Origin of the sequence: Methanolinea sp. (assembly GCA_016699325.1) — an archaeon.
In the GTDB taxonomy this organism is placed as follows: domain Archaea; phylum Halobacteriota; class Methanomicrobia; order Methanomicrobiales; family Methanospirillaceae; genus UBA9949.
Map to the genome: position 1 here is coordinate 1,394,572 of CP064971.1, position 16,760 is coordinate 1,411,331.

Here is a 16,760-nt window from a genome sequence, read left to right on the forward strand (position 1 = left end):
GATGATTGCGGAATTTATCATCGTTGCCTGCCTTGCGATCGGGAGCTTCTTCAACACGCTGGGCATCATCGGTCTCCTCCGGTTCCCGGATGTCTATACCAGGATGCATGCCACCACCAAGATGACCACTTTTGGGTCGGTCTTCACCGCACTGGCAGTGATCATCTACGGGATCGCTTCATACCTGGGAAGTGCCGAGTCCCAGTATGCAGTGCTCGCCATCCATACCCTGATCGCTGCCGTGGCCCTTGCCTTCACGAACGCGCTGGGATCGCATGCAATCGCACGGGGAGCCCACCGGAGCGGTATCAAACCGGCCCAGGCGGTCGTTGACCGGCTGGAGGAGGTTCGGCCATGATTGAAGTGCTGGCCCATGTGCTGGTTCTCGCCGGACTCGCCATCTCTGCGCTGATGGTGTACTGGTTCCGGGACCTGCTGGCTGCAACCCTGGCTGCAGGGGTTTTCAGTTTCCTGATATCTCTCGAGTTCTACATACTCCAGGCCCCGGATGTAGCCATCTCCCAGGCAGCAATCGGTGCTGGGCTCACCACGGCCATCTTCATCGTCGCTATCCGGGCAACCAGCCGGTATGAAGGAGGTGGACCATGAAACGAGCCCTCATTGTGGTCACCTTCATTATCCTCTCCGGAGCTCTCCTGCTGATTCCCGGACTGCTGGAGTTCGGGATGCCGGCAGCAAGCGACATGGATGATTATTTCCTGGAACACGGCCAGGAACAGACGGCTGCAAACAACATCGTCACCTCTGTGGTCTTCGATTACCGCGGGTTCGACACCCTCGGCGAATCGGTCGTCCTTTTCACTGCCGTGGTGGGAACCGGGCTGATGTTCCGGCGCATGTTCAAGGGGGAAGAGTATGAGGATGAGTAAACTTGTGCGGACCGGGGCAGACCTGCTCTACCCCTTTGCACTGATCTTCGGGCTCTATATCATCATGCATGGTCACCTTACCCCGGGAGGCGGGTTCCAGGGCGGCGCAATAGTAGCCACAGGGGCGGCAATCGTGATCGCAGCCTGGGCATACGAGGATGTCGCGGAGATGATCCGGAAGGTGACCATGAAGGCCCAGGAATCGGCAGGGTTGTTGCTCTTCATCGGTGCAGCGGCCCTTGCCCTCGGTTGTGGATACGCCTTCTTCTATAACGTCCTTGCCAACTCGGGCGGCCTGTTCGGCCTGCCTGTTGCCTTCGGGCCAAACCCCGGTGAGCTTGATACCGCCGGGGTCATCCCGATCATGAACATCGCTGTCGGCATCGAGGTATGGGGCGGCCTGACGATCATTCTCCTGTACCTTCTCTCGGGCCTGAAGAGCGAGGAGGGAACCTGACATGTTCTGGAACCTCCCCTTCATAGCCGTGGTGGTGCTGTGCCTGATCGGGCTTGCAACGATCGTAATGAAGAAGAACCTGATCAAGATCTTCCTCGGCATAACCATCTTTGAATCCGCGGTAAACCTCTTCCTGATCAGCCTCGGATACCGCGAGGGAGGGATCGCTCCTATCTATACGACAGCTCCGTCAATCGATATGGTCATGGCCACTCCGCAGGCGTTGACCCTCACTTCGATCGTTATCGGGGTTGCCACGAGTGCGCTCCTTCTCTCCTTCGCCGTGGTCATCTGGAAGAAGTACGGGACAATCGATACCGATCAGATCAGGAGGCTCCGCGAATGAACGGATTCGTTATCACGCATTCACCGGCGCTCCTGATCATGCTTCCCCTTCTCGGAGCCTTTGCGGCGCCGTTCATCGGCAGGGTTTCCCCAAAAGTCCGGTCAGCATGGATTATCCTGATCATGACCCTGACCACCCTGGTCGCGCTCCTGCTCGCTTCCGACGTCCTTTTGCACGGCACGCGGATCTATGTATTCGGAGCAACATCTCCCAACCTTGTCGTCCCGCTCGATTCAGGCGGTATTCCCATCCGGATCATCTTCACCGTCGATGCCATGAGCGCGTTGATGCAGGTGATCGCAGCGGTCTGCGGGTTTGCCGTCCTCGTCTACTCCCTCTCGGCCGACCGCATCCATTCAGGACTCGAGAGTTTTTACACCCTGTTCCTCCTGATGATCACCGGGATTATGGGTATGGTCTCAACCGGGGATCTCTTCAATTTCTTTGTCTTTCTCGAGATCCTCTCTATCGCCTCGGCTGGCCTGATCGCGTACCGCATTGACGGGGGTCTTGCCGTGGAAGCCGCGCTCAAGTACTTCGTCCTCTCGACCATCGGGGCTATGGCAATCCTCGTTGCCATCGGGATCTACTACGGGGAATACAATGCCCTCAATATCGCCATGATCGCGTCCCGGATGCAGCTCACCTTACTCGACCAGGTAGCCCTGGTGCTGATCATCACCGCCCTGGCCATGAAGTGCGGGGCTGTCCCCCTGCATTTCTGGACTCCTGACGCTTACTCTATGGCCCCCTCATCGATAACTGCCATGCTGGTGGTGGCAAGCCAGGCCAGCCTGTATGGGCTCTTCCGGGTGGTCTTCACCCTCTACAACGTAACCCTCAATGCGATGACCGTCGGATGGATCATCATCATTCTCGGGATACTTTCCATGGTAATCGGAGTGACCATGGCCATTCCCCAGAAGAATGTGAAGCGGTTGATGGCCTACCATGCCATCTCCCAGACAGGCTACATGCTGCTCGGGGTCGGCGTTGGGCTCGCGGTGCTCGGCAACCAGCCGCTCATGGAATCCTTCGGGTACATCGCCATGGAAGGCGGGATATTCCACATCATCAACCATGCCATGTACAAGGGACTCCTCTTCCTCACTGCCGGGGCCATCTTCTTCAGGATCGGGACCTACAATCTCAACAGGATGGGGGGTCTTGGCCACTCGATGAAATACACCATGGTATTCTTCATCATAGGCGCCCTGGCCATTGCCGGGATACCCCCCTTTAATGGATTTGCCTCGAAACTAATGATATACGAGTCCGTGTTTGCCTTCAATCCAGTTCTTGCGGTGATCGCCATGGTGGTGAGCATCCTCACACTTGCCTCCTTTGTCAAGGTCTTTCACTCAATATTTATGGGACCCAAGCTCCCTGACTTTGATACGGTGCAGGAGGCACCGGTGCCGATGCTGATAGGGATGGGGGTTCTTGCGGTGATCGTGATCATCTTCGGCCTCTTTCCCCAAGCGGTGGTGGATGCCCTCATCGCCCCTGCCGCCCATGCCCTTGCAGACCAGAGCGGGTATATTGCTACCGTTCTCGGAGGTGCCTGAGATGACCCTCATTGAATCCCTCTCCACGGGCACCGGGTTCTGGAACCCCCTCGCCTGGCTGATCGCCGTTGTGGTTGCAGCAGTGATCGTGTATCTCATCCGGCATCGGGGCGAGCCGGGATACAAGAAAGGAACGATCCAGACCGTACCTTTCATTTCGGGGAACCCCGAGCCGGATAAAGAGATGGTCCATGTCCGAGCATCCAACCTGTACTGGGGATATCTCGATGCCCTGAAGGGATACTATGACCTCATCGTGCCTGCCCATACCGGTGTCCTGAACGACTACATGCTCTGGTATCTCGGCATCATGGCAGCGCTCTTTGTTGTGGTGATGTTCATATGAAGCCTACACCATATTTCAACCGGTCGCTGTGGGCATTCCACTTCAATTCAGGGTCCTGCAACGGGTGCGAGATCGAGATCGTGGCTGCCATTACACCCCGGTACGACCCCGAACGTTTTGGTATCAAGCTGGTAGGATCACCACGACACGCTGATGTGCTGGTGGTCACCGGCCCGGTGGTAAAAAAGATGAAGGACCGTCTGATCCGGGTATACAACCAGATACCGGATCCAAAAGTGGTAATGTGTATCGGGACCTGCGGGATCTCAGGTGGTGTCTTCTACGACTCCTACAACCTCGAGGGCCCGGTGGACGAGATCATCCCGGTGGATGTCTACGTGCCCGGGTGCCCGCCGCGACCTGAAGCTATAATTCACGGAGTCGTCACGGCGCTTGCGAAACTCGAGAGGCTTGAAGGAGGCAGTGTATGACAGAAAAGGTACTCACACCAGACCAGGTTGCCCAGGTCTTCCGGGAGCGATTCGGTGCGGCGGTCACCGATATCAGGATTACCGAACAGAGGGTGGGTGTCCGGAAGAACCCCAACTTCAACATCTGGATCGATATCGACCGATCGAGCCTTTGCTCTGCCATTGCCACCCTGATCGATATCCACTTCCCCCACCTTTCGGTTATCTCCGGAGTGGATACCGGCGATGCGGTCAGGTTGATCTACCACTTCACTGTATTCTATGGGCATCGGGGAGCGGAATGCACGGTGAGCTTCTCCGTCAACCTTCCAAAGGACGATCTCTCTGTACCCACCATTTCAGGCCTCATCCCCGGAGCCGTATTCTCCGAGCGGGAGAAACAGGAATTCCTCGGGGTCAGGGTCACAGACATCCCGGACGGGCGCCGGCTCTTTCTTCCCGATGACTTCCCTGACGGTGTCTTTCCGTGGAGAAAGGATGAGACCGGTGTTCCCGAAGGCATGATCAATGAGCTCTGGCGTTCAAAGCGCCCGGTCGACCGCCCGGCTCCCCCGGCCGAAAAAAAGGAACTGTGCGAACTTCCATCAGAAGATTCACCTGCAGGGGAGGGATCCTCATGAGCGGGGAGAAGAAAGTCCCCTACATCGTCCCCATCGGGCCGACTCACCCGGCGCTGAAGGAACCAGTGATGTTTACCTTCGAAATGGAAGGGGAACGGATCAGGGAGGTGGACTTTGCACCCGGTCACGTCCACCGGGGTATCGAGTGGATGGGCATGCGCAGAAACCCGGTACAGATCGTTCACCTCACTGACCGTATCTGCGGGATCTGCGGGGTTTCCCACACCCTGGCTTTTTCCCGTGCGGTGGAGCAGGTAGCAGGGATTGAGGTCCCGGAGCGGGCCGATTACATCCGCACCATCATCGCTGAATTCGAGCGAATCCAGTCCCACCTGCTCTGGGCAGGAGTGGCTGCCCATGAGCTCGGGTTCGACTCGCTGCTGCACCTGACCTGGAGGGTTCGGGAACAGGCGATGGACGTGATTGAGAACCTCACCGGGAACCGCGTCAACTACGGGCTCGTGCAGGTGGGAGGGGTGCGGCGGGACATCGTCCCGGAGCAGCACAAGGTCATCGAGGACTGCCTCTCCGCATACGAGGGAGTACTAACAAAGCTCCTCGATCTCTTCCTGCATGACAAGACCATCGCCATGCGGTGCCGGGATGTGGGGGTGCTCTCGAAGGACGATGCCCTGAAGCTCTGCACTGTCGGCCCCACTGCCCGTGCGTCCGGGGTGAATGTCGACCTCCGGCAGGATTACCCGTACTGTGCCTATGGCGACCTCGAAGTCCGGGCCATCCTCCCCGACCAGTATGCGGGCGAGACCCGGGGAGACGTATACGACCGGATCGTGGTCAGGCTGCTCGAGGTAGGCCAGTCCTGCGGGATCATCCGTCAGTGCATCTCCGAGATGCCGGCTGGTGAGATCACCGCAGAACCGAAGCTTGCCAAGCTCCTGGCCATCTGCAAGAAGGCCAGGGGGGAAGCTATAGGGAGGGTGGAAGCCCCCCGTGGAGAATGCTTTCACTACGTGCTGATGGAAGGCAAGGAGGCCCCGCATGCCTGGAAGGTCAAGGCTTCCTCGTACTCGAACCTGATGTCCTGGATCCCCATGCTACGGGGCGAGCAGATCGCCGATATCCCCATCATTGTAGCCTCAATCGACCCCTGCCTCTCCTGCACCGATCGGGTTGCGGTGGTGAAAATGGGGTCGCGGTCGATTCTCTCCAAGGAAGACCTGCACCGGTTGTCAGTTGAAAAGACCAGGAGGCTGCAACAATGACCCTTCCCACTACTATCGGTGTAATTGTCCTCTGGACGGTTGGTGTATCACTCTTTGGCCTCATCGCCGGCCTGGTCCTGCTCGGCATCGACCGGAAGATCGCTGCCCACATGCAGGCCCGTATCGGCCCTCCCCTCCGGCAGCCGTTCATCGATATCCGGAAGCTGCTTGTGAAAGAGAACATCGTCCCGGAGAACGCCATCCCCTGGATCTTCAACCTTGCCCCGATCATCGCGCTCGTCTCGAGCCTGGTCATCCTGCTCTACATACCGCTTGGGAGCCTCAACTCACCACTGGGGATGTATGGCGATCTGATCTTGGTAATGTACCTGCTCACCATCCCGGCGCTCGCCATGGTTGCCGGAGGGTTTGCTTCAGGATCACCATACGCTACCGTCGGGGCGCAGCGTGAAATGGTGACCATGATCGGGTACGAGTTCCCGCTGGCGATCGTGGTGATTGCCATCGCTTGGCGTCTTTGGGCAGCGGGCGTTGCCTACCCATTCCTGCTCTCGACGATAGCAGGGAACCCGGTCTGGGGACTTGTCGGACCGCTCGGTTTTATTGGGGTGATCCTCCTTCTCATCGTTCTTGCAGTGGTTACGCCCGCTGAACTCTCCAGGATCCCATTCGACACCCAGGAAGCAGAAACCGAGCTTGCCGGTGGACTGCTGGTCGAGTACTCCGGCCGGAACCTTGCGCTCTTTTCCCTCGCCACCGCGGTAAAAACCCTGGTGCTGGGAGCCCTCATCGTCGCAGTCTTTTTCCCATGGAACCTTTCCTCATTTGTGGCTATGCCGGCAGGAATTGCCCAGATCGCCGACCTGGCCTTCTTTCTCTTCAAGGTGATCCTGGTGATGTCCATTGCCGTGACTCTCGTGCGGGTGGGCATGGCCCGCTTCCGGATCAACCAGGTGGTCAGGGTGTACTGGATCACCTTCGCCCTAATCGGGCTGGCCGGGCTCCTGCTGCTGATGGCCGATTCTATCCTCGCGGGGGTGTTCTAGCATGGCGCTCCTCCCCATGTTCCCTGAGCTCTTGAAGCAGCTCTTCCGCACTCCTGCTACGAACAAGTTTCCGGCCAAGTACCTACCACCATCGGTCACCGCGTTCCTGGAGAAGGTCGGAGCCGGCCAGGCAACCCTGGTTCCCCCGGTGCCGACACCACCGAAGTTCCGGGGAAAGATAGAGTATCAGCGGGACGGGTGCATCGGATGCAACCTGTGCGTCAAGGTCTGCCCCTCCAACGCCATCCAGCTCATACAAGAAACGAAACGAATCCGCATCTGGGTGGACCAATGTATCTTCTGCGGTCAATGCACCGATGTCTGCCCCAAAGGCGGCCTTTATATGAGCGATATCTTCCTTCTCGCTACTGAAGACCGATATGATGAGAACCTGATTGTTGAGTAAGGTGGTTGATTCTTTTTCTGGAGACCGATTCTCGCCATATCGCTGAGGCAACATACCCATTTTCGGACCTGGCCCTCGCTGGGGAGGCCTGGTTCCATTTCTCTCATGCCAAAGGAGGCTTCCCGTGCATAATCTATCGTTGTTACAGAGGCCCTCTGAAGTCCTTACCGGTTTTTCAACACAGCAAGCCAACGGTGAGGGGGCAGAGCCCGGTAGCGTTGAAAATATACCGGGCGCGATCTTCCCCGGGTTCGTCCGTTCTGCCAGTCAAATTGTAATGAAAAAAAAAAGTCCAAAAAAGCATTACCCCCGGTATTTCTCAATCTTCTCCAGGTCCCCCCTCTCAAGGACCCGGATCAGTTTCTCGGCACCGACCCGTACCGCATCCGAGAGTGCCTGGTTCATCCCCGTCCTGCCGGGCTGGATGCCGATGAAGAGTGTCCGCTCCGCATCATGGGAGAGAAATTCGATCAGGATGTTGAGGGGAAGGGCATGAGTCCCGAAGGTCACTGCACCGATATCATCCGGTTGCACAATGCGAAACTCCCCCGGTGCAATCCCCATGTCCGCAGCATCAACAAGTACCAGAAGATCGGGGCGCTCTCGCCTGACCACACCCGTGAAGTTCTCCGGGATGGTGCCGCAATCGAGGGTAATCCACCCTGGAGCCCTGAACCGATCTGCCACGTAGTTGCCAGCGCCATCGTCACCGCGGAGGGGGTTTCCAATCCCGAGCAACATTCGTACCATGGACGATCTCCTGCACCCTAATATGGACGGTCCGCGTGAAAAAGGCCGCACAGCATGTGAATCCGGAAACTGTTCTGAAGGTTGGTGCAGAGGAACTATACCTAAACGGTTCTCGTCCCCCCCCTGGTGGTCTTCGGTACTCTTTCAGGTTGATGCACCACCCGTCCAGAACCTGTCTGCTCCGATCTTTCCGGTCCTGGGTTTCCGTCACATACAACGGTGGGAACGACGACCTGATTCTCCTTCATCCTGAAACCCGGACCATCACAGCCTTCGGAGATGAAAACCCAGGTCAGCATCAATGCAGGGTGCAACGATTACTTTGGTGGCTACCGGATTGAGGGTGATCTTTTCCCAGTTGGTTCCTTTATCTCCATGGTGAAGTAACGTCCCTGGCCCAAAAAAGTTTTGGGGCGGGAAATGGCGTTAAGGGGTTTATACAACTCCTCCAAAGTATCTCCCACCTGGTTGAACTGCCACGGATCCCACAATAAACTCCCGGGAGGGCTTACAACAAGGGACCATCGATAAGGTACTAAAAGAAGTTGCGGCGGCCTCCAGAGAAGCGGGCGGTCTTCCTTGGCCCTGCAGTCTCAATTCCCAGTGTATCTTTTCTGGCCGGCCAGGTGAAATTCCACAAGGCCCTCTCCGATCCCACACACCTGAACCTGCACCTCCTCTCACCACGGCCCCTCTGTATCTGCGCCATCAGGAACTGCCTGCGGCAGGCATTCATAGCATATGCATTCATAGCATATGCGTGGCTGGGCGAACGGTATTCTCGGCCTTATTTTGGCCGTATTTGGGTTGATCATGTTCAGCCCTACATCGCGACACTTGCCCTTCCGTTCGTGCTGGATATTCCTGGCATCGTGTTCGGCTTTGCCGCAATTGTGGGCTCCTTCATGATCCAATCAGCACAGAAATCGACCTGAAAACCTCTCCGATTTTTTTATTGCCGTTGTAATTCAGATCAGTACCATTCTTGAGTCCCGCCATGCAACCTTATTCGAGGTTTTCTTACCGATCCATGCATAGGTGATGGTATTGGAATGAATCCGTTGCTGATAGAGATCGGGAACTACGCAATCTGGTTCTTTGTGGTCACCAGCATTGCGGCCATGGGGCTGAACCTTACCGTGAAGGAAATTCTTGCCCCCTGGAAGAAGAAATGGCTCCTTTCTATCTCTCTTATCGTCAATTTCGTGGTAGTTCCGCTATTTGCCCTCCTTATCCTCACTTTCATTCACATCGATTCCCACCTCGCGACTGGCCTCATTATCGTAGCCGCAGCTGCAGGTGCTCCATCTCTGCCAAAGGCAATGGATATTATCGGCGGCAACGTTGCCTATGCGGTAGGGTTGACCATGATCCTGACCCTGGTGACGCTCTTCTACATGCCAGTCATGCTCCCGTACCTGATCGAAGGAGTGTCTGTTGACCAGAGCGGCACTGTCCTCTACCTCTTCGTATTCATGCTCTTCCCGCTCATCACCGCTATGGCAGTGCGAGCACTGGTCCCGACGCTCGCCCGGAGAATGTACCTGGTTGTCGACCGGGTATCGGACCTCTCGATTGTGGCGGTGTTCCTCATCTATACCTTCGGCCTCTTCACGAGCGACTTCTCGGTTAAGGCAGGGGCTCTCCTTGGTCTCGAAGGAACTCTCGTGGCCGTCCTGTTTATCCTCGGGTCATTTGCAATCGGTTATCTGACCGGAGGACCGGAGCTCCGGAACCGCGAAGTGCTGGCTTTCGGGACCGCATTTCGTAATGTCTCCGCAGCCCTGGTGGTGGTCTCGGCAAATTTCAAAGAGCTCCAGATCCTGTTCATGGTTCTGGTGATTGCCGTATTCGGGGTGGTCTTCATGATGATACTTGGCGGTCTGCTCTATCGGAAAAATAAGCGGGAGAGTAAAATTGCTGGATCAACAGACCTCTGATGGGAAAACCGTGAGCGGATCGATCCGATTATGACTGCTATCGGTAAGCTGTCTGATAAGACGCGTTGGATCGGGCACCTGCCCCGGGCCCCATTCTTGAAAGGAGGAACGGGGAGCGGAATACCTGGTTTCCCGGCTGGATCATTCCAGCCCCATCCCGCTCCGGACGCCCGTTCCCGACTGGCAAATCCCCGGGCATTTCCTGCCTTCAAGGCGAAATGTCCTGCTGCAAGCATTGAAGAGTGTTCCGGGCCCAGTATAAATAAAAGGGATTGCATGATCATAAGCTGCAGGAAGATTATCGGCAGGCACACCGCAACATTCAGGTTTTTTCTCGCGATTTTCATGGTGCTCTCCTTTGTCATACTCATCCCGCTCAGCGTTGGCGGGTTCTTTGAAATCCCGCAACAGACCGTAGTTGCGCTCATCACCTCAACACTCGCATTCCAGGCCATTGCAGTGGCGGTGGGGATTGGGCTTGGGACGAATCCGGTGGTGGCAATAGGGATATCCACATCGGTTGCCATCGGGGTGATGATCACTGTCCTCCAGCTTTGCGACCTCTTTGCCGAATCCTCGTCCCGTGTCGCCGGGTGGCTAGATCGGGTGGCAAGGAGGACCGGGAAGTATGCCTTCCTCCACCGTTACGGGGTGATCATGCTGGTCACAGTCATCTGGATACCGGGAATCGCCCTTTACGGCAGCCCGATTATCGCTTGGATATTCCAGTGGGACAAAATCCAGGCCATCTCCTGCATGATTACCGGGTGGCTGATTGCAAGCTCGCTCGTGGCTGCTGGGGCCATGGGACTTATCGGCATCCTCTCTTAACTTCAGGACAGGCCGCAGCCCCCTGGCAATATCGTTGTCCAGGAACCCATTACCGTGCAAACCGGTGGATCTTCCCTGCACCTCCCTGCACAAAGGATTTACTGCACCGCCGCCGGATCAGATCCAGGTTCTTCGTACAGTGAGAAGGCGAGACGTATCTGAGTTCTCCGAGCGCCCTGATGTCCTCTTCAGAAACGGTATGAAAGCCCCCCATCGCACCCTGTACAGGGCCAAACCGGGAGACGTGCGAGATGATTCTTCCGATATGGGGATGGGCACAGCCGCAGATGATGAGAAACCCACCTTTCACGGAAACCACAAGGGATTGTTCAGGAATGCCATCAGACAGCGGTCCCGTAGAAAATACTCCCCTGGTTATCTCCTCCCACCCCTTGATTATGCGGAGTGCTCCGTGCTTCCGGATCAGTTCCCTTGTCCGTGTGCCAAACCCTTCATGGATGTACACAGCACATCCCGGATTCGCGACCAGCAATGCTTCGAGACCCCCTGTATGGTCGATATGTTCATGAGACAGGACAATTGCCCGTATGTCCCTTGGGTCTTCGTGCAATGCCAGGAGGTTCTGGAACAGGATCCGGCCGTCACTTCCGGTATCGAAGAGGAGGTTTTCCTCCTGGAGAAGGCAGGAGAAGCCGAATGCCGCACTCACCACGGGCCGGTACAGTACATTATTGTAGACTTCGAGCACCGATATCACCGGGTCCCGGTGCTCCCCATGGTTCACCGGCATACCTTCTGTGGAACAAGCATCCGACCAAAACGGTCATGGTTCGTCTGTTTCATCAGTTGTTCAGTACCTTCGGGGATTTCACTGCATTCCAATCCCCTGTCCTCCCCAAAAAAGGTTCTGGTCCAGGGTGTGATGGCCTGTCATACCCATATGATTGAGAAATCTTCAAATATTGGCATTCCAAGTTGTCTGCATGAAAACGAGCTATGGGATATACCTCGCCTACTTTTTCCAGGCGCTGATTGCCCTGAATGCAGTGCATGCTTTCCTCATCGGGGAATGCCAGGCCATGTTTACCGCCATTCTCATGTTTGTCCTGACGATCGTTCCCTATATTGTTGCAAAGCGGATAAACGTCGAGTTCCCGTGGTTCGTCTTCTTCCTGATCGCCCTGGCCCTCTGGTTTCACACCGCAGGCTATGTCCAGGGATACTATGAGAGGTTCTACCCCTACTACGACAAGATCGCCCATCTCGTGTCCGGTACGGCGGTCGCCCTGCTCGGGTTCCTCGGGGTCATCTTACTCGACAAATACCTGAAGATGAACCTGCAGCCGGCATTCATCATTTTCTTTACCATCATCTTCGGGGTTGCACTCGGAGCATTCTGGGAGATGTACGAATTCCTGATCGACTTTTTTTTCGGAGGGAGCCTTGCCGGGCCGATGCAGAACGGGCTTGAAGACACCATGCTCGACATGATGTTCGTTCTGGGGGGATCGATCATCGTGGCTGTAATGGGTATTTTCTGGTTCCGTCGTAACCGGAAGGAAGAGAATGGGAAGGGCGTAAAGATATAACATAACCTGACTCCGCCGGAAGAAGGATGAAAAGGGAGTGTTTACAGGCGGGATCTGGTCTTTAAATCGCTTGAGGAATCGGGAGATGGTTGTATGATCCGGGGTGAGGTTCCTGCTGGTTACCCGGAATCCAACATCGTATCGGCATGTTATAGAATTTGGTTAACTAATAGTGAGTTACTACATGCAACAGCCACTATAGCGACGGGAACTGGCGGATAATATCTGACTGGGTGAGGATTCCCACCGGCCGATCCCCTTCCATAACTACCAGCCTCCCGATCTCCCGTTCCTTGAACCGGCGGATTACTTCGAAGAGGTGTATAGTCGATGGGGCTTTTTCGACATCAGCGGTCATAACCGAAGAGACGTGGTCCGTGAGGGCTTTTCCCTCACCAATGGCCTTGGCGATGTCGCTCATGGTCACAATCCCGGCGAGGCGATCGCCCGCCATGACCGGGGCCCCATGGATATGATGTCTGGAAAAGAGAGAGGCTGCATCGACCAGAGTATCATGCTTCCGGAGGGTGAGAAGGGGGCTGCTCATGTAGTACCGGATCTGTTTTTTGGGAAGTGAGATCATTTCGTAGGTCGAGATGAGGAGCGTTTGGGAGATTTCGTCCTTCCCATAGACTTCTCCCCGGATCAGGAGGCGGTTGACAGGGGTAGGACCGATAGTGAGGTTGTCGCCGATCTCAAAACCCCGGAGGCTTCCCACCACCCGTACGCTCGCCTGGCAGATGTCCGGGTGACAGAGGGTAGTGAAAGCGATCTCGACAACCTTCACCCCCCTGATAACCTCACCCTCACGGGATATCGGCACATCATACTCACCCTCGGTAAGCCCGAGGTTCAGCTCGCGATAGGCCCGTGCCGTGGGATTATATCCTCCTTTCGGGCCGGGGGTTCCGTCCACCAGCCCTATTGCCTTGAGGGCCTGCATCTGGTTGCGGACCGTGCCAGGATTCCTCCGGATGACTTCGGCGATCTCCTCGCCCTTGATGGGATGGGAGTGCTGGTGGTAGAGGCTTATGAGCGTGACCAGGATATCCTTCTGGATGAGGGATAAATCCATAATGGTTTATCATATGGTTTTGCATATATATTGATTGGGTTGAATTCCGGTGGAGTTTGAGAGGATCCCCACGGTGCCTACCGCCGATGAGATCCTCGATCGGGCCTTTCGGCGGGCAGCATCCAAGATGCGGCTCAAGCAGAACAAGGATCGGGCAAACGAGGAATTTGTCAGGGCAGTGAGCCAGGCTATCCATGACCGGCTTGTACGGATTGTGCGGTCGTTTCCGGAATTGAGCGAAATCCCCCCGTTCTACCGCGATATCGTGGATATCATGTGGGGTCTTGAACGGGTGAAAAAATCTCTTGGGGCAGTGGGATGGGCAGCACGGTGGGCGAGGACCCACGGGCCGGGCCTAGCGTACCAGACCAGGAAGGCCGAGGATACTGCAGTTCTGCGCAAAAGGGCTGTAGCACGACTTTCTTCTGTCGTCCACCAGATCGACGGCGATCTCCTGTTCCTCAACGAGATTCGCAACATCATCAGGAAACTGCCGCATGTATCTGATGAATTCACCGTGGTGGTCGCAGGCTATCCCAACGTAGGGAAATCATCTTTCATACGTCTCGTGTCATCCGCGGATCCGGAGATAGCTTCCTACCCTTTTACCACCAGGGGCATTATTGTCGGTCACCGGATGGTAGGCGATGAGCGGATGCAGTTCATCGATACTCCCGGCCTCCTTGACCGGCCACCCGAAGAGCGAAACGTTATCGAGCGACAGGCGATGACCGCCATCATCAACCTTGCCGATGTGATCCTCTTTATTCTCGATGCAAGCGAACATTGCGGGTATCCCATCGAAGAGCAGGTCAGGCTCCTCCACAGGATCGAAGTTTTGGTCGATAAACCTGTGGTGATAGTGGTAAACAAATCAGACCTCGCCTATTTTGATGGCTACCTCAATATGTCAACCGAAACCGGAGAAGGTGTCAACGAAGTCATCGATCGTCTCCTCCATCTCAGGGACCGGTCACAACAGGAACGAGAGGCCATAACCTGCTAGGAGACACCCTGCCAGGAAACCGAGAATTGCTCCGCCGTTGATAGGCGGAAGGCCGGCCTGGGGTCTCCCTTTCTGAACCACTGTAAGGAGCAGGATCAGCCCCACGACCGAGCCGATGACGGCTCCCAACGCCGGCAGGGTGATGATCCCTAAAAGCCGGGGAGTGTCCAGGAAGACATTGGCTGATACCACCAGGATTGAAGGCATGATAAGATCCCCCATACCGATCACAAAAGCGGCCCGTTCACCGCTATCAAGGTCCCCGATTCCTTCCTGCATGTAACTGTATCCTAATCGCTTGGGGACAACGAAAAGGATCGGTGACTTGATATCGATGACGCCCTCGGCAAGGGTGACCATGTGCCGGGTCTTATAGACCGAGATGGCATCGTAGACCATAAGGATGACCAGCAGGATAAGGACCGGGATGATGTCCAGCGATATCCCAAAGATCGAAGCTGCCCCAGCAGCGATGAGAATGCCAAGTGCATCGATGATGTACCACTCCGGATAGAGGAACAGGAGTGCGGTGGAAAGGAAGGAGAGTGCCAGGGTCACACCAATCGTTCCGGGGACCATGCCGAAGAAGTACACAGCAATCCCGGCATAGATATAAATAAACGTGAAGAAGATGGAAACCGCGATGATAGCCCTGATTACCTTTTTCCATCGGTATCTGATGAGAAGCAGGAGGAATGCAGTAAAGACGAGAAGGATTGCAATAAAGATGAGTGGGTTTGCGAACGATGCAGGATCTTCAAAAGCCGCGATACCTGCAGTCTGCATGGGCAGGGAGAGGAAGAGTGCAATCACTTCCACCAGCACGAGCATGGCGGGTATGGTAATGAAGGGAAGGAGGCGCGGCCAGTTCATCAAAAAACCCCGGAACCCACAGGTAACTTAATTACCCGGCCCTCATCATGTAAAAACATGGATATACGTGAGTATCTGGGGGATATAATACTCATTATCATACTTGCTGCATCGACCTGGTGGCTCTTCTCGCTGTTGCGGGCAACGTGGCATATCACGGCCGCTGCTCTCCTGATCCTGCTGTCGTTAACCGGCCTGTTCGTAATCGTCCACCACAGGATCCGTCTCATCGAGCGCAGCATCAGCAATCGCGAACTGATGATCCGGGCTAACCTCGAGGAGATATCGATCAAAATGGCGCAGCGGTATGACAGCAGTGTTGACCGGATCACAGAGATCGTCAATGAGGTATCCCGGAGAGTGTATCGGTAAGGAGTCATGGATTCGGTGGTTGGGGAATGGGTGTTTCGCTCCGGGACATCATCACGAATTATAAAACACCGATCGCCTGGGATGCGCTTGCCGGTGTGGCAGCGGTCGATGCGCACAACGCGCTCTACCAGTTTTTAAGTATCATCAGGCAGCCGGACGGCACCCCGCTCATGGACCAGACGGGACGGGTCACTTCCCACCTGTCGGGTATCCTCTTCCGGGCGGTCAACTTCATGGAGAAGGGGATACGACCGGTCTGGGTATTCGACGGTACACCACCTGAATTCAAGCAGGAAACCATCAATCAGCGCCGTTCTGTACGTGAGCAGGCCCGGGAGCAGTGGCGGAAGGCGCTGGAGCGCGGGGAGGTGGAAGAGGCTGCCAAACATGCACGGGCATCCTCGCGAATCGACGATGAAGTTATTGCCACATCGAAAAGCCTGATATCTCTCCTCGGTATGCCGTCCATCGATGCTCCGAGCGAGGGTGAGGCCCAGGCCGCAGCCATGGTGAAGCGTGGCGATGCCCGGTATGTGGTCTCCCAGGATTATGACACGCTGCTTTTTGGAGCTCCGGTGCTGATGCGCAACCTCACCGTGAGTGGTCGGAGGAAACTCCATGGTAGGACGATTTCCGTCAACCCGGAGCGGATAACGCTTGCTGAAGTCCTCTCCGGCCTTCGTATCTCGCGTGAAGATCTCATTCGCATAGCCATTTTGGTGGGGACCGATTTTAATACCGGGGTGCGGGGAATCGGGGCCAAAACTGCGCTCAAACTCGTCAGGAACGGGGAGTTTGAACGGGTGACCGCGGAAAAGCTGCCCGACATCGATACCGGGGCGATCTCGGAATTTTTCCTCAATCCCCCTGTCAGCGTGGACTACTCCCTTGCATGGCGCCAACCTGACCGTGAAGGTATCCTCGCAATGCTCTGCGATTCCTATGACTTCTCCCCGGACCGCGTGGAGAAAGCGATCGACGGCCTCACTATTAAGACCGGGCAGAAAACCCTCGATTCCTGGTTCTAGTCTGCGGAATTATCTGCAGACAACCAGGCCGCACGGTCGGT

General features: G+C 55.9%; 24 protein-coding genes. 20 read left to right on the forward strand and 4 right to left on the reverse strand.

Annotated elements, in window-relative coordinates:
* Window position 1: 1 nt before the first annotated feature.
* Genes IPI71_07340 through IPI71_07395 form a run of 12 tightly spaced genes read left to right on the forward strand, consistent with a single transcriptional unit; the run spans window position 2 to window position 7,294 of the window.
* Window positions 2-358 carry a monovalent cation/H(+) antiporter subunit G gene (locus IPI71_07340; protein QQR70484.1) on the forward strand — a complete coding sequence of 119 codons (357 nt, stop codon included), beginning with the start codon at window positions 2-4 and terminating at the stop codon, window positions 356-358.
* Window positions 355-609, forward strand: coding sequence for a DUF4040 domain-containing protein (locus tag IPI71_07345; protein ID QQR70485.1), 255 nt, complete (start codon window positions 355-357; stop codon window positions 607-609). The genes IPI71_07340 and IPI71_07345 overlap by 4 nt, the downstream gene beginning before the upstream one ends.
* Window positions 606-890 carry a hypothetical protein gene (locus tag IPI71_07350; protein QQR70486.1) on the forward strand — a complete coding sequence of 95 codons (285 nt, stop codon included), beginning with the start codon at window positions 606-608 and terminating at the stop codon, window positions 888-890. The genes IPI71_07345 and IPI71_07350 overlap by 4 nt, the downstream gene beginning before the upstream one ends.
* Window positions 877-1,347, forward strand: coding sequence for a sodium:proton antiporter (locus IPI71_07355; GenBank protein ID QQR70487.1), 471 nt, complete (start codon window positions 877-879; stop codon window positions 1,345-1,347). Before IPI71_07350 ends, IPI71_07355 begins: the two co-directional genes overlap by 14 nt.
* Before the next feature lies 1 nt (window position 1,348).
* Window positions 1,349-1,693: a cation:proton antiporter subunit C gene (locus IPI71_07360; protein QQR70488.1), complete on the forward strand. Its 345-nt coding sequence runs from the start codon at window positions 1,349-1,351 to the stop codon at window positions 1,691-1,693.
* A complete protein-coding gene (locus IPI71_07365) occupies window positions 1,690-3,261 on the forward strand; it encodes an NADH:ubiquinone oxidoreductase (protein QQR70489.1) in 1,572 nt (523 codons plus the stop codon). Before IPI71_07360 ends, IPI71_07365 begins: the two co-directional genes overlap by 4 nt.
* Before the next feature lies 1 nt (window position 3,262).
* Window positions 3,263-3,607 (forward strand): hydrogenase, encoded by a 345-nt coding sequence (locus tag IPI71_07370; protein QQR70490.1) that lies wholly within the window; start codon window positions 3,263-3,265, stop codon window positions 3,605-3,607.
* Window positions 3,604-4,038, forward strand: coding sequence for an NADH-quinone oxidoreductase subunit B family protein (locus IPI71_07375; GenBank protein ID QQR70491.1), 435 nt, complete (start codon window positions 3,604-3,606; stop codon window positions 4,036-4,038). The genes IPI71_07370 and IPI71_07375 overlap by 4 nt, the downstream gene beginning before the upstream one ends.
* Entirely contained in the window at window positions 4,035-4,658 is a 624-nt protein-coding gene (locus IPI71_07380; protein QQR70492.1) for an NADH-quinone oxidoreductase subunit C, read from the forward strand. Before IPI71_07375 ends, IPI71_07380 begins: the two co-directional genes overlap by 4 nt.
* Complete coding sequence (locus IPI71_07385; protein QQR70493.1) at window positions 4,655-5,881, forward strand: nickel-dependent hydrogenase large subunit; 1,227 nt, start codon at window positions 4,655-4,657, stop codon at window positions 5,879-5,881. The genes IPI71_07380 and IPI71_07385 overlap by 4 nt, the downstream gene beginning before the upstream one ends.
* Entirely contained in the window at window positions 5,878-6,888 is a 1,011-nt protein-coding gene (locus IPI71_07390) for an NADH-quinone oxidoreductase subunit H (protein ID QQR70494.1), read from the forward strand. Before IPI71_07385 ends, IPI71_07390 begins: the two co-directional genes overlap by 4 nt.
* Before the next feature lies 1 nt (window position 6,889).
* Entirely contained in the window at window positions 6,890-7,294 is a 405-nt protein-coding gene (locus IPI71_07395; protein ID QQR70495.1) for a 4Fe-4S binding protein, read from the forward strand.
* A 303-nt stretch (window positions 7,295-7,597) separates the two neighbouring features.
* Here the strand turns inward: IPI71_07395 and hycI are convergent, their stop codons facing one another.
* On the reverse strand, window positions 7,598-8,044 hold the full coding sequence (gene hycI, locus IPI71_07400) for a hydrogenase maturation peptidase HycI (GenBank protein QQR70496.1): 447 nt from the start codon (window positions 8,042-8,044) through the stop codon (window positions 7,598-7,600).
* A 279-nt stretch (window positions 8,045-8,323) separates the two neighbouring features.
* Between hycI and IPI71_07405 the strand changes: the two genes are divergently transcribed.
* From IPI71_07405 to IPI71_07420, 4 genes are all read left to right on the forward strand, one after another.
* Complete coding sequence (locus IPI71_07405) at window positions 8,324-8,431, forward strand: META domain-containing protein (GenBank protein QQR70497.1); 108 nt, start codon at window positions 8,324-8,326, stop codon at window positions 8,429-8,431.
* Between the two features lie 158 nt (window positions 8,432-8,589).
* A complete protein-coding gene (locus IPI71_07410; protein ID QQR70498.1) occupies window positions 8,590-8,979 on the forward strand; it encodes a hypothetical protein in 390 nt (129 codons plus the stop codon).
* Window positions 8,980-9,096: 117 nt separating this feature from the next.
* On the forward strand, window positions 9,097-9,984 hold the full coding sequence (locus tag IPI71_07415) for a hypothetical protein (GenBank protein ID QQR70499.1): 888 nt from the start codon (window positions 9,097-9,099) through the stop codon (window positions 9,982-9,984).
* Between the two features lie 276 nt (window positions 9,985-10,260).
* Entirely contained in the window at window positions 10,261-10,815 is a 555-nt protein-coding gene (locus IPI71_07420; GenBank protein ID QQR70500.1) for a hypothetical protein, read from the forward strand.
* Between the two features lie 49 nt (window positions 10,816-10,864).
* Here IPI71_07420 and IPI71_07425 read toward each other — a convergent pair whose 3' ends face one another.
* On the reverse strand, window positions 10,865-11,533 hold the full coding sequence (locus IPI71_07425; protein QQR71984.1) for an MBL fold metallo-hydrolase: 669 nt from the start codon (window positions 11,531-11,533) through the stop codon (window positions 10,865-10,867).
* Between the two features lie 226 nt (window positions 11,534-11,759).
* Between IPI71_07425 and IPI71_07430 the strand changes: the two genes are divergently transcribed.
* Window positions 11,760-12,365, forward strand: a complete 606-nt coding sequence (locus IPI71_07430) for a hypothetical protein (GenBank protein ID QQR70501.1) — start codon at window positions 11,760-11,762, stop codon at window positions 12,363-12,365.
* 196 nt (window positions 12,366-12,561) lie between these two features.
* Here the strand turns inward: IPI71_07430 and IPI71_07435 are convergent, their stop codons facing one another.
* Window positions 12,562-13,440: a CBS domain-containing protein gene (locus IPI71_07435; GenBank protein QQR70502.1), complete on the reverse strand. Its 879-nt coding sequence runs from the start codon at window positions 13,438-13,440 to the stop codon at window positions 12,562-12,564.
* Window positions 13,441-13,489: 49 nt separating this feature from the next.
* On the opposite strand from IPI71_07435, the gene IPI71_07440 reads away from it, so the two are divergent.
* Window positions 13,490-14,446, forward strand: coding sequence for a 50S ribosome-binding GTPase (locus tag IPI71_07440; protein QQR70503.1), 957 nt, complete (start codon window positions 13,490-13,492; stop codon window positions 14,444-14,446).
* On the opposite strand, the gene IPI71_07445 is transcribed toward IPI71_07440, so the two are convergent.
* The gene (locus IPI71_07445) at window positions 14,414-15,319 is read right to left on the reverse strand and encodes a hypothetical protein (GenBank protein ID QQR70504.1); all 906 of its coding nucleotides are present in this window, start codon (window positions 15,317-15,319) and stop codon (window positions 14,414-14,416) included. The genes IPI71_07440 and IPI71_07445 overlap by 33 nt on opposite strands.
* 57 nt (window positions 15,320-15,376) lie before the next feature.
* On the opposite strand from IPI71_07445, the gene IPI71_07450 reads away from it, so the two are divergent.
* Both IPI71_07450 and fen read left to right on the forward strand, forming a co-directional pair.
* The gene (locus IPI71_07450) at window positions 15,377-15,691 is read left to right on the forward strand and encodes a hypothetical protein (protein ID QQR70505.1); all 315 of its coding nucleotides are present in this window, start codon (window positions 15,377-15,379) and stop codon (window positions 15,689-15,691) included.
* A 26-nt stretch (window positions 15,692-15,717) separates the two neighbouring features.
* Window positions 15,718-16,719 (forward strand): flap endonuclease-1, encoded by a 1,002-nt coding sequence (fen, locus tag IPI71_07455; protein QQR70506.1) that lies wholly within the window; start codon window positions 15,718-15,720, stop codon window positions 16,717-16,719.
* Window positions 16,720-16,760 lie beyond the last annotated feature (41 nt).